The 12,391-nt window shown below is 72.8% G+C and carries 8 protein-coding genes; 3 read left to right on the top strand and 5 right to left on the bottom strand.

Going from position 1 to position 12,391, the window contains the following annotated elements; all coding sequences use genetic code 11:
• Positions 1–8: 8 nt before the first annotated feature.
• Positions 9–2,441: a SpoIIE family protein phosphatase gene (locus IPZ69_RS09950; protein ID WP_235453668.1), complete on the bottom strand. Its 2,433-nt coding sequence runs from the start codon at positions 2,439–2,441 to the stop codon at positions 9–11.
• A gap of 223 nt (positions 2,442–2,664) precedes the next feature.
• On the opposite strand from IPZ69_RS09950, the gene IPZ69_RS09955 reads away from it, so the two are divergent.
• Positions 2,665–3,354 (top strand): hypothetical protein, encoded by a 690-nt coding sequence (locus tag IPZ69_RS09955; RefSeq protein ID WP_235453669.1) that lies wholly within the window; start codon positions 2,665–2,667, stop codon positions 3,352–3,354.
• A 181-nt stretch (positions 3,355–3,535) separates the two neighbouring features.
• Entirely contained in the window at positions 3,536–5,620 is a 2,085-nt protein-coding gene (locus IPZ69_RS09960; RefSeq protein ID WP_235453670.1) for a SpoIIE family protein phosphatase, read from the top strand.
• Between the two features lie 42 nt (positions 5,621–5,662).
• Here IPZ69_RS09960 and IPZ69_RS09965 read toward each other — a convergent pair whose 3' ends face one another.
• Entirely contained in the window at positions 5,663–6,325 is a 663-nt protein-coding gene (locus tag IPZ69_RS09965) for a dienelactone hydrolase family protein (RefSeq protein WP_235453671.1), read from the bottom strand.
• 215 nt (positions 6,326–6,540) lie between these two features.
• Positions 6,541–7,257 (bottom strand): beta-glucanase, encoded by a 717-nt coding sequence (locus IPZ69_RS09970; RefSeq protein WP_235453672.1) that lies wholly within the window; start codon positions 7,255–7,257, stop codon positions 6,541–6,543.
• Positions 7,258–7,471: 214 nt separating this feature from the next.
• Between IPZ69_RS09970 and IPZ69_RS09975 the strand changes: the two genes are divergently transcribed.
• Complete coding sequence (locus IPZ69_RS09975; protein WP_235453673.1) at positions 7,472–8,524, top strand: alcohol dehydrogenase catalytic domain-containing protein; 1,053 nt, start codon at positions 7,472–7,474, stop codon at positions 8,522–8,524.
• Positions 8,525–8,572: 48 nt separating this feature from the next.
• Here the strand turns inward: IPZ69_RS09975 and IPZ69_RS09980 are convergent, their stop codons facing one another.
• Positions 8,573–10,597, bottom strand: coding sequence for an N-acetylmuramoyl-L-alanine amidase (locus IPZ69_RS09980; protein ID WP_235453674.1), 2,025 nt, complete (start codon positions 10,595–10,597; stop codon positions 8,573–8,575).
• A gap of 180 nt (positions 10,598–10,777) precedes the next feature.
• A complete protein-coding gene (locus IPZ69_RS09985) occupies positions 10,778–12,361 on the bottom strand; it encodes a M1 family metallopeptidase (protein WP_235453675.1) in 1,584 nt (527 codons plus the stop codon).
• Between the last annotated feature and the right edge of the window lie 30 nt (positions 12,362–12,391).

Consider the following 12,391-nt stretch of genomic DNA (forward strand, 5'->3'; position numbering starts at 1 on the left):
GGCGGCGGTCACGGCTCCTCGGGCAGCTGCAGCTCCGCCCAGATGGTCTTCCCGTCGGTGCTGTGGCGGGTGCCCCAGCGCTGGGCGACCTGGGCGACCAGGAAGAGGCCGCGCCCGCCCTCGTCCGTGGTGAGGGCCCGGCGCAGGTGCGGGGAGGTGCTGCTGGCGTCCGAGACCTCGCAGATCAGGTTCCGCTCATGGATCAGACGCAGCGAGATCGGGCCGAACGCGTGCTTGATGGCGTTGGTGACGAGCTCGCTCACGACCAACTCCGCCGTGAAGGCCACGTCGTCGAGCCCCCAAACGGACAGCTGCTGGTCGACCTTGGTCCGCGTGTCGTGCACGGCCGAAGGGTCCGCGGGAACGTCCCAGGCGGCGACCCGGTCGGGGCTGAGCGCATGGGTCCGCGCGATGAGGAAGGCGACGTCGTCCCGCGGGCGGTCCGGCAGCAGCGTGCGGACCATGATGTCGCAGATCTCCTCCAGCGGCCGGTCGGGGTGGGCGAGGGTGAAGCACAGCCGCTCCATCCCCACGTCGACGTCCCGGTCCGACGCCTCGATCAGACCGTCGGTGTAGAGGGCGATGATGCTCCCCTCCTCCACCGCGATCTCCTTCGACTCGAACGGCAGTCCGCCCAGTCCGAGGGGCGGACCGGCCGGGATGTCGGGGAACTCGACGGGCTCGCTCAGGTGGGCGATCGCCGGGCTCGGGTGTCCGGCGCGGGCCACGCAGACGGTGCGGGCGACGGGGTCGTAGACGGCGTACACACAGGTGGCACCGACCACGGTGGGGCCCTGCGGAGCCGCCTCGGCCTCCTCCGACAGGCGTACGACCAGGTCGTCGACGTGGGTCATCAGCTCGTCCGGGGGCAGATCCAGGTCCGCCAGCGTCTGCACGGCGGCGCGCAGCCGGCCCATGCTCGCCGCGGCGTGCAGCCCGTGGCCGATGACGTCCCCCACGACCAGGGCGACCCTGCCCCCCGACAGCGGGATGACGTCGAACCAGTCGCCGCCCACCCCCGCCTCGACATCGGTCGGCAGATACCGGCAGGCGACCTCGACCGCGTGGTGCCGGGGCAGGTCGGGGGGCAGCAGGCTCTTCTGCAGCATGAGCGCCGCCTCCCGCTCCCGCGCGAAGCGCCGGGCGTTGTCGACGCACACCCCGGCCCGCGCCACCAGCTCCTCGACGAGGAGCAGGTCGTCCTCGTCGAACGCGTCCGGGTTCTTCCAGCGCAGCAGGGTGACCACGCCCATGGTGATGCCGCGTGCCCGCAGCGGCACGACCAGGTGCGAGTGCACGCCCAGCCGGATGAGCTTCGTCCAGCGCTCGGAGTCGTCGAGGAGCCAGGGCGTCGCGGCGCTGACGTCCTCGCGGATGGACCTGCCCGTGCCCAGGCAGCGCTGCTGGGGGGACGGCGGCGGATAGTTGATGGCGCCTCCGATCTCCACGACCACTTCGGGAAGGTCCTCCTGGATGGACAGGTGACCGGCCCGGCGCAGGGTCGATTCGCCGTTCTGGGTTCCCCGAGACGGGTCCGCCCGCGCCCGGACGCCTTCCAGGACGTCGATCGCCACGAAGTCGGCGACCCTCGGCACCATCACCTCCGCCAGTTCCTGCACGGTGCGGCCGAGGTCCAGCGTGGTGCCGATGTGTTCACCGGCCTCGTTCAACAGGGCGAGGCGGTCGCGCGCCGAGTCCTGGCCGACGGCCTGCAGGGCGACGAGGCAGATGCCCAGGGTCTCCCCCTCGGAGTTCCGCACCGGGAAGAACGAGCGCACACTGACCCGCCGCTGACCTCGCCGGCGGCGGTCCGCGCCGTGGATGGGCGCGTATTCCAGGGACACCTGGGGCTGCCCGGTGACCAGCGCCCGCCGGGCGTGCCGCTGCAGCAGGGGCGACACCTCACCGGAGCCGGCGTCGGTTCCGGTCCCGTCGCCCCCGGCCTGCCGGTGCCCCTCCATCTCGGTCAGGGCGCGGTTCGCCCAGCTCCAGCGCAGGTCCTCGGTGCCCAGGACGGCGATGCCCAGGGGTGAGCGTTCGAGCAGACCTCGGGCGAGCGTCTCGTAGGAGTCGTACGCGATCCGCTGCTCGGCGTCGCACGCGACCACGAGCCAGCCGCGGTGTCCGTCGGCGGCGGCCAGCGGGCAGGCCCGCAGCGCGAGGTCGAGGGTGTGGCCGGCGCGGTGCAGGACGGCGAGTACGCCGTGCCAGGCGCGGCCGCTGCGGCGCAGCCCTGCCACGGCCGCGCCCAGGTCGCCGCCCGCCAGGACGGTTTCCGCGGGCCGCCCCACCACGTCACGGGCCGGGTGTCCGAGCAGGCGCTCGGCTCCGGGGCTCCAGAAGACGATCAGCCCCCTGGCATCGGTGACCGCCACGGCCGCGGACTCGATGTCGAACGGATCGGCCGGTTCTGTGCTTCCGAGCGCGCGGCTGACGCCCATACGTACGTCCCATCCCAGGGCCGGGCCCCCACGAAGCCCATTGTTGCACCGAGGGTCACCCCCCGCCGCACCGCGCCGCGGGCCCCGGCCGGTGCCGCCGTCCGCACACGTCACGAGCGCGCAACGACCTGTGGAAGGTGAAACTGCGGACGGCCGCGGATCGTCCCTCCTCCCGGATCACATCGCCCGTACCCGGGCTGCTCGTATCAAGGGGGGACCCACCATGGCACCGACCACGAAGACCGGCCGCCGCAGACCGGCCGCGCTCCGCACGACCGCCGTGAGCCTGTGCACCGTGACCGCACTGGCCCTGGCGCTCACCGGCTGCAACGGCAGCGCCGACAGCGACAACGCCTCGTCCGCCCCGAGCGCCGGGGACACGAGTGCCGCCGCGCCGGCGAGCGGCAGCGGCACCCCGGCGGCCGGGGCCACGCCCGCCGCCAAGACCTCCACCGGTTCGAGCGGCAAGGGCGGCGGCACCGCCACCGCCGGATCCGCCCCGGCCGCCTCGACCGCGCCGGCCGCGAGCGCGTCGTCCGCCGCGGGGGGCGGCGGGGACGCCGGCTGCGACCACAAGATGCCGATCTCCCCCGACGAGGTCGCCGTCTACCGCTACTCGCCCGAGGGCGGTTCCCTCAGCCTGATCGTCAAGCACGGCAACTGGGGCTGCCCCACCGGGGATTCCGACGGCGCGCCGTTCGAGACCGTGGGCAAGGAGACCTACCTGCCCATGGACCAGGCCGCCTACGTGACCGCCACCAACCCGATCGTGGAGAGCTCGAAGAACCAGCGCATCGGCGTGCAGGAACTCCTCGACTGGCTGGACGCGCATCCCGACAGCGGCCTGGTCTTCAAGTACCACCTCGGCGGCGACGGAGCCATCGACAGCCTGGAGCAGGTCTTCACCCCCTGAGCCGGGGCCGCGGCGGCACCGGCCCCGGCGTGGGCCGGGCCGCCGGGGGTACTCGGTGCCCCGGGCATGGCGGCGCGACTCGCGCGAGCCGATGGCTCCGGGGCAGCATGGAAGTACCCGGTGGCCCGAGCGCGGGTGCGCGGCGACGCCGGCCCGGTCGGCCGGTGGAGGAGGATCTGGGATGACAGCCGAATCCTTCCAGGCCAAGGACGCCGAACCCGTCCAGCCCAGCGACGGTGTGCCCGGCCCGCAGTCGTCCGCGCCCATCGGTCTCCTGGACGTGCTGAGTGTCGCCGCGATCGTCCTGGACTCCCAGGGACGCATCGTGTTCTGGACGCCGCAGGCGGAGGAGCTCTACGGCTACACCGCGCAGGAGGCCCTCGGCGAGTTCGCGGCGCACCTGCTGATCCGGCCGGAGCACCTGCAGTCCGTCCTCGGTCTGTTCGCGGAGGTGCTGCAGACCGGCCGGAGCTGGGCCGGCGCCTTTCCCATCCGGCACAAGGACGGCAGCACCCGCCTGATGGAGTTCCGCAACATGCGGTTGCTGAACGACGTCGGCGAGGTCTACGCCCTCGGCCTCGCGGCCGACCACACGCTGCTCCAGCGCGTCGAGACCGACCTCGCCCTGTGCGAGCGGCTGATCAACCAGTCCCCCATCGGCCTGGCCCTGATGGATCCCGACCTGCGCTTCCTCCTGGTGAACCCGGCCCTGGAGCGGATCGACGGCATACCGGCCGAGGAACACGTCGGCCGCCATCTGCGGGACACCCTGCCCTTCTCCGACGTCGACACCATCGAGTCCGCCCTGCACCAGGTGCTCACCACGGGCACCCCGTTGCTCGACCAGTACCACGTGGGCCGCGCCCCGTCCGACCGCGAGCGTGCCTGGTCGCTCTCCTTCTACCGGCTGGAGGATCCCGGCGGGCGGGTCCTGGGCGCGGCCGCCTCGGTCGTCGACGTCACCGAGCGGCACCGGGCGGCCACCGAGGCCGACCGGGCCCGGCGCCGGCTGGCTCTCATCGCCGACGCCTCGACCCGCGTCGGCACCACGCTGGAGGTGGAGCAGACCGCCCGTGAGCTGGCCGAGATCGCCGCCCCCGAGCTCGCCGACCTGGTCGTCGTGGACGTCCTCGACTCCGCCCTGGCCTGCCGCCGTACCCGCAAGCCGGACAACGGCCCGGAGCTCTTCCGCGCGCTGGCCCTCAAGGCCGCCCACCCGACGGTGGCCCTGCGCGCCACCGAGGCTCCCGGGGACCTCGCCGCGTACGACGGCGACCGGCTGGTCACCCTGTGCGTGCACACGGGGCGCCCGGTCCTGGTGCGCGACGTCGGCCAGGACGACCTGCGGCGCATCGCCCGCGACGCCGAGGCCACCGAGCTGCTGGCACGGGCCGGCGTGCACTCGTATCTCGCGGTGCCGTTGATCGCCCACGGCGAGGTGCTGGGCGCCCTGGACCTCAAACGCACCCGCAACCCGGTGCCGTTCGACCAGGACGACGTCGTGCTGGCGAGCGAGCTGGCCAGCCGGGCCGCCGTGGCCATCGACAACGCGCGCTGGTTCCAGAGCGTGCGCAACACCGCCCTCACGCTCCAGCGCAGCCTGCTGCCCGACCATCCGCCGCACCACACCGGCCTGGAGCTCGCCTCCCGCTACCAGCCCGCGCAGACCACCAGTGAGGTCGGCGGCGACTGGTACGACGTCATCCCGCTCAGCGACGACAAGACCGCGCTGGTCGTCGGCGACGTCATGGGCAACGGCATCGACGCGGCCGCCACCATGGGCCGGCTGCGCACGGCCACCTGCGCCTACGCGGACCTGGACCTCGAACCGGAGGCGGTGCTGCAGCACCTGGACAAGATCACCTGCGATCTGGAGCACTACATCGTCACGTGCCTGTACGCCGTGTACGACCCGCACACCGGGAAGTGCCGCATCGCCAACGCGGGACACATGCCGCCCGCGCTCGCCGGCCCGGGACGACGTCCGCAACTGCTCGACCTGCCGCCCGGGGCCCCGCTCGGGGTCGGCGGCATCCCCTTCGAGACCACGACGACCGAACTGGGCCCCGGTGACCTGCTGGTCCTCTACACCGACGGCCTCGTCGAGACCCGGCACCACGCCATCGACGACCGTCTGAACGTCCTCCTCAGTTTCCTGGACGAGCCCCAACGGCCCCTGGAGGACACCTGCGACCTCCTGCTCTACGGCCTGCGCCACCCCGACGACCACGACGACGTCGCGCTCCTCGTGGCCCGGGCCCAATAGCCGGGCCTCCAAAGGCCCCTGGCTCGCCTCCCGCTCCGCCCGCTATGTCTCATCCGGCTCCGCGCGCAGCCGGTCCTCGCACCACTGCCGGGCCGTGGCCGCGACCTGCTCCAGCGCGCCGGGCTCCTCGAAGAGATGCGTGGCCCCCGGCACCACGCTCAGCGCGTGCGGTGCGTGCAGGCGCCGGGCCGCGTCCTCGTTGAGGCCGAGCACGTCGTGATCCTCACCGCCGACGATGAGCAGCACCGACGCCCGTACGGCGGCCAGCGCCTCGTCGGCCAGATCGGGGCGGCCGCCCCGGGAGATCACGGTCAGCACGCGCTCGGGACGTTCGGCGGCGGCGAGCAGGGCCGCGGCCGCGCCGGTGCTGGCCCCGAACAGGACGACCGGCAGGTCACGGGTGTCGGGCTGCGCCGTGAGCCAGTCGATCGCGGCCACCACGCGGCGGCCCAGCATCGGGATGTCGAAGCGGTACTCGGCCGTGCGCACGTCACGGCGCTCCTCCTGCTCGGTGAGCAGGTCGATCAACAGGGTGCCGAGGCCGGCGGTCCGCAGGTCGGCGGCCACCGACCGGTTGCGCCGGCTGTGCCGGGAGCTGCCGCTGCCGTGGGCGAACAGCACCACCGCGCGGGCCGACGTCGGCAGGACGAAGTCGCCGGCGAGCGTCGCTCCCTCGACGGGCACCAGAATCATCTCGGAGATCATCGGCCTCAGCTTCTTCCGCGGCGTACTGCTCTTCGCGGCTTCGCGCCTTCGCGGCGCGCCCTACCCGTCGCGTACCCACGTCGCCGCACCGCCACCGCGCGGGCGCGGCCCTCACCCTCCAGCGTGCCGCGCACCGGCCCGCCGCGCCCGCACAGTCACGCCGCGTCCCCTCCCCGTCACCAAGTGCTGTCGCCCGGGCCGGTGTTCGGTGTCCGTCAGCGGGGCCGCGGCAGCGGGCGGCGTACCACCAGGCTGCTCACCTCGAAGGTCATCTCCGTCGTCTCGGGATCCGGCGGCGGGTGGTAACGCCCGGCGCACACCGAGAGGTTGACGATGAGGTGGGCGTGCCAGCCGCGGCCCACGCCCCGGTGGTCCGTGAAGACCCGGGTGCCGTTGACCCACCACACGACGGAGCGGGAGCCGAGGTCGACCCGCAGATCGACCCAGGCCCCGGGGCTGACCGCGTCGTCCCGGAAGCAGAGGTCGGCGCCGCGGACGTGGTTGGTGAACTCCAGCAGGTCGGGGTTGTCGGGGTGGTACTCGAAGACGTCGATCTCCTGGTCGCCGTCCCGCCAGGTCCAGATGGCCGGCCAGGCCCCGGTCTCGCACGGCAGCCGCACCCGCGCCTGGAGCGTGTCCCCGGCGCGGACCAGGAACGCCTCCTCGCTGCCCTCCGTGGTCAGCAGACCGGTGTTCCATCTGCCGTCCCGGCGCCGCCTGGCCCTGAAGACCCCGGAGCGGCAGTAGTCGGGGTCCCGTACGAGGTGGTCCAGTTTGTCGTCGTCCGGATTGTCGGGACCGCCGTCGGGGTACGCCCACGAGCGGCCGGCGACCCACTGCCGCGTGGACGCGAAGTCCGCGGTGAAGACCACGTCGGACGGGGCCGCCGGCGTCGGCTCCACGTGTGGGCCGCCGCTTGTCGGTTGCTGCATGACCGATGTCTCTCCGTCCCGGTGGCCCCCATACCGACACGCCCACGCACCGGCGACGGATCAACCCGTGCGGGTGACCTCGCAGGCCCACGGCTGCCGCCTCCGCCCCGGGGCGACGACGCTTGCACCGCCCCGGCGTGGTGCGCGAGTGCGAGGAGCGTCGCCCGGTGCCTATGGTCGAAAAGGACCACCCTGCGTCGAAGGGGTTTCGATCATGTCTGCCTCCCCCACCCCCGCCATGTTCTCCGGCGGTGCGCTGCGCGCCGCGCAGGTCGCCGAACCCGACGGAGTGCCACGGCTCGTCGAGGTCGCCGCGCGTGAGCCCGGTCCGGGGTTCGCGCGGATCACCATCGAGGCGTGCGGTGTGTGCCACTCCGACCTGCTGATCAGCTCCGGAGCGCTGGCGGGCACCACGTTCCCGGTCACTCCGGGCCATGAGATCGCCGGCCGGATCGACACCCTCGGCGAGGGCGTGACGGGTTGGCGGGTCGGCGACCGGGTCGCCGTCGGCTGGTACGGCGGCAGCTGCGGGCACTGCGACGCCTGCCGCACGGGCGACGGCGTCCTGTGCCCCGAGCTGATGATCCCGGGCGTGGCCTACCCCGGCGGCTATGCCGACTCCGTCGTGGTGCCGGCCGTGGCGCTCGCGGCGATCCCGGACGAGCTGACGGCGGTCGAGGCCGCGCCGCTGGCCTGCGCGGGCATCACGGTCTTCAACGCGCTGCGCCACTCGGCGGCGGGACCCGGCGATGTCGTCGCCGTCCTGGGGCTGGGCGGCCTCGGGCATCTGGGCGTGCAGTTCGCGCAGAAGATGGGCTTCCACACGGTCGCCATCGCCCGCGGCCAGGAGAAGCGGGACCTGGCGCACAAGCTGGGCGCCGCCGAGTACATCGACAGCACCGCCGGTGACGTCGCCCAGGCCCTGCAGTCGCTGGGCGGGGCCAAGGTGGTGCTGGCCACCGTCACCAACGCCGACGCGATGTCCGCCACCATCGACGGGCTCGGCCGCCGGGGCGAACTCGCCATCGTGGGCGTCTCGCCCGAACCGCTCACGGTGAACGCTTTGCAGTTGCTGCCCGCGGCCAAGAAGGTCTACGCCCACGCCTCCGGCACGGCCGTCGACATCCAGGACACCCTGCGCTTCGCCGCCCAGAGCGGGGTGCGGGCCTGGGTGGAGGAGGTGCCGCTGGAGGACACCGCCGCCGCGGTCGAGAAGATGACCACCGGCCACGCCCGCTTCCGCATGGTCCTCACCACCGGCCACTGACCCGCACCGACCAGTGGCCGAAGGCGCGCGCCGCCCCCGGCCGCCGGGTCACCGCACCGGAGACGCTCCGCCGGGCTGCGGCGGTGCGCCCGCCAGGGCCGACGCGCCGTTCACCACGTCCACGTCGCCGGCCCGGACGTAGGCGAGCCGGTGGCCGAACTGGATCTCGTAGTACTTCTCCTGGCCCTTCACCACCGGGCTCGGCCCGTCGTCGAAGGTCGACCGGTCGATGTAGGTCCCCGTGACGTCGGACTGGGTCACGTACCGCTGACCGGCGAGGAGGCTGTACGGGAGCGGTGACTCGGACTGCTCCTCCATGCCCTCGGGATAGGCCTCGGGCTCCGGGAGGGCACGCCCGAACACCGGGATCTCGCTCAGGCCCGGCTTCGGCGTCACCATCCGGCCGGTCGCGCCGACCGCCGTGGGGTGCTTCCTCGGGTTCTTGAACCAGGCCTTGTTGCCCAGGTACCAGATGGCCGTCCAGTCGCCCTCGCGCCCGGCGACCGCGTAGGTCTGGCCGGCGGAGACCCGCGACCCCAGGTCGTTGACGTCCGTGGTGGAGTCGTCGCCGTCGGGGTGACGGCCCGGGTCCTGGATGAGCGGCGCGTTCTCGTTGGGCTCGATGTGCAGGCGGACGGCGCTGGAACCGTGCGGCGCGCACCGCACGCCGTCGCCGCTGCAGCCCGTGAACTCCGGCTTGTACGTGGGGTAGTCCGGCAGCACCATCACCATGTCGCTGTCCGGCCCGGCCGTGGCGCGCAGGGGCGCGCCGAGCAGGTCGAAGTAGTGCCGCCAGTCCCAGAAGGGGCCGGGATCGTCGTGCATGTCGGGGATGGAGTCGGTGGTCGGGGCCGGCACGTTGTCGTGGCCGAAGATGTGCTGCCGGTCGAGCGGCACCTGGTACTTCTTCGCCAGGTACCGCACCAGCCGGGCCGACTGCCGGTACATCTGTTCGGTGTACCAGGCGTCGGGCTGGGTGAGGAAACCTTCATGCTCGACGCCGATCGAACGGGCGTTCACGAACTGGTTGCCGGAGTGCCAGGCCTCGTCCTTGGTCTTGATGTGCTGGGTGATCTGGCCGTCGCTGGAGCGCACCGAGTAGTGCCACGAGGCCTCCGTCGGATCCTGCACCGTCTGGAACATCGACAGCAGGGGCGCCTCGGTGTCGTGGATGACGATGTACTCGATCTTCTGGTCCTTCGGCCGGTCGGCCACGTCGTGGTTGCCGTACCGGTCGTCGTCGATCTCGGTGTACGGCGCGCTGAGCCAGGAGCAGGACAGTTCCGGCGGGCACTCGACGTCCTTGGACCGCCCGGTGCTCGGTGAGCGCGGGGCGTGCGGGTCGAGGCCGGGGGTGGCCAGGAGGGTGACGTTCTGCCCCTCGTCGGTGGTGCGGTGCGCGCCCTTGCGGATCAGGTCGAAGACGTCGTTCGCGTACGTCGCCGCCGACACGCTGTCCAGCGTGCCCGGGAAGCGGGACACGGCCTCCCACCAGTCCGCCGGGTCGGGGCTCAGCGGCTTGCCGAGGTCGCCCTGGGCGGCCGCCAGGAGCGCCGCGCCGCCGCGTACGTTCTCCGTCTCGTCCGTCCGCAGCCGCTCCGCCGGGACTCCGATCAGACCGGCGGCCCGGCGCAGGTCCGTCGGATGGCCCGTCACATGCCGGGTGACACCGGTCGAGGGGCTCGCCTCACCCCGGGCGGACGGCCCCGCCGCACCGGTGAGCGGGCGGGAACTGCCCCGGTAGCTGGGCATGTTGGTGGAGCCCTGCTGGGTGTCCACCAGGTGCATCGGTCCGTAGCCCCCGCCGACACTCGGGGCGCCATGGTGGGAGTCCCAGCGCGACTGCAGGTAGGACACGCCCATGAGGACGCTGCGGGGCACGTGGTATTCGTCCGCCGCGGCCGAGAAGTCGTTCTGCAGGCGCTGGTCCTGCGGCACGTCGACATCGCCCGGCGAGCCGGTCATCAGGGGAACGAGGAGTGCCGTCGACGCGGTCACACAGGCCGTCACATAGAACGTCCGGCGATGCCCGCGTACGGCACTGGCGACACGGGGGGCGACGCGCCTTCTCATCACAAGTGTCTCCAACCATGCTCGTCGCAACCGGGACAGAGGAGTTGCCGTTCACGTCACCCCTCGTACGATTCCGTGCCCCGTACGTCCCGTCGCGCCGAGCTTCACCGGGCTGGACCAACGCCTCGCACAGGCCACCCGGTCGGCGGCAGTGCGTCCGCCGGTCGCAGACGCGGTGATTCAGTCCTCCACCGGAGTCACCTCCCAGTCGGGATGGCCGGGCATCGGCGGGGTGTGCGGCCCGTACAACCACGAGGTCAGAAACGGTTTCAGGTCCTCGCCGGCCACCCGGGAGGCGAGTGCGACGAAGTCCCGCGTGCCCGCGGCGCGGCCCTGATACGTCGTCACCCAGGACCGCTCGATGCGCTCGAAGGTCTCCTCTCCGACTTTTTCCCGAAGGGCGTAGAGCACCAGCGCCGATCCGTCGTACCGCATCTGCCGGAACAGGGTCTCGGCGGAAGGTTCGGCGGGCGCCCCGTCGTCGTGCCGCCACTGGTCGTGCTGTTCGTACGCGTCCCGCATCGCCGCCTCCATGTCGGGGCCGCCGTGCGTGTCGGAGTACAGGCGTTCGTAGAAACGGGCGTGACCCTCACTCAGCCACAGGTCGGACCAGCGCCGGATGGCGACGCTGTCGCCGGTCCAATGGTGTGTCAGCTCGTGCACCAGGTCGCGCTCGGCGTGGACCCGGTCGCCCAGCAGGTCGGCCATCGGCAGGACGGGCAGCGACTGCGTCTCCACCGCCACCGGCAGGTCGGTGTCGCCGACCAGGACGCCGTAGCGGCGGAAGGGGTACGGGCCGAGCCGCCGTTCCAGCCAGGCGAGGTGATCGGGGGTCAGCGCACGGTACTCCTCGGTGTCGGCGACCAGGCCCTGCGGGACCACGTCCCGCACGGGCAGGCCGCGCGGGCCGGTGCTGTCGACGAAGGTGAACCTCCCGATCGCCATCTGGACCAGTTGCGCGGCGACCGGTTCTTCCGAGTCGTACGTCCACCGGGTCCGTCCGTCGGGCCGTCGGACGCGCTCGACGAGGCGGCCGTTGGCCACCGCGCCGAGTCCCGGTGGGGTGGTGATGCGGAAGGTGACCGGCGCCCGCAGGCTCGGGTGGTCGTTCACCGGGAAGATCATCTTGGCGCCGTCGGGCTGTGCGCAGAGCACGGTGCCGTCGGGCGTGGGCACCCAGCCGTAGTCCTGGATCGCGTCGTCGCGGTGCCGGTGCTGGGTCGGATCGGCGGTGTAGGCGACCCGTACGGTGAAGGTCGCACCGTCCGGGATCGGTCTGGCGGGCGTGACGACGAGTTCATCGCCGTCGCGCACGGCTCGCGCGGCTCTGCCGTCGACGGTGACCTCGTGCAGGGTGTTGCCCGCGAAGTCGAGGTCGAAGCGGGACAGGGCCTGGGTGGCGGTGGCGCTGATGGTGGCGCCGGCCGCGAAGGGGGTCTTGGCCGCCCGCCAGTCGAAGTCGAGCGTGTAGCGACGGACCGTGTAGCCGCCGTTGCCGTCGAGCGGCATCAGCGGGTCGCCGAGGCCCGGGGCGCCGGGGGACGGCGGCGCACCGGACGAGGCGGCGAAGGGGCCCCCGGCGTGGGCGCCGGGGCGGGTCGAGGAGCGGTGCCCCCCGGTGGCGAGGACGATCGCGCCGGGGATCACGACGGCACCGGTGAGTGCCAGGACGAGCGCCGTACGGCGGGTACGCCGAACCCGGCGGCGGCGCGTGGGCGGCGCCACGGGTCCGCCGGCTCGGCCGCCGGGGGGCGTGATCTCCATGGCCGCACTATGTCAGTAGATGATCATAAT

The organism is Streptomyces olivochromogenes (assembly GCF_021538895.1).
Taxonomy (GTDB): Bacteria; Actinomycetota; Actinomycetes; order Streptomycetales; family Streptomycetaceae; genus Streptomyces; species Streptomyces olivochromogenes_A.

Excerpts from the sequence above, each read along its gene's own strand:
- IPZ69_RS09965 (WP_235453671.1), bottom strand. The coding sequence starts at position 6,325 with ATGATCTCCGAGATGATTCTGGTGCCCGTCGAGGGAGCGACGCTCGCC.
- IPZ69_RS09975 (WP_235453673.1), top strand. The coding sequence starts at position 7,472 with ATGTCTGCCTCCCCCACCCCCGCCATGTTCTCCGGCGGTGCGCTGCGC.
- IPZ69_RS09970 (WP_235453672.1), bottom strand. The coding sequence starts at position 7,257 with ATGCAGCAACCGACAAGCGGCGGCCCACACGTGGAGCCGACGCCGGCG.
- IPZ69_RS09950 (WP_235453668.1), bottom strand. The coding sequence starts at position 2,441 with ATGGGCGTCAGCCGCGCGCTCGGAAGCACAGAACCGGCCGATCCGTTC.
- IPZ69_RS09985 (WP_235453675.1), bottom strand. The coding sequence starts at position 12,361 with ATGGAGATCACGCCCCCCGGCGGCCGAGCCGGCGGACCCGTGGCGCCG.
- IPZ69_RS09980 (WP_235453674.1), bottom strand. The coding sequence starts at position 10,597 with ATGAGAAGGCGCGTCGCCCCCCGTGTCGCCAGTGCCGTACGCGGGCAT.
- IPZ69_RS09955 (WP_235453669.1), top strand. The coding sequence starts at position 2,665 with ATGGCACCGACCACGAAGACCGGCCGCCGCAGACCGGCCGCGCTCCGC.
- IPZ69_RS09960 (WP_235453670.1), top strand. The coding sequence starts at position 3,536 with ATGACAGCCGAATCCTTCCAGGCCAAGGACGCCGAACCCGTCCAGCCC.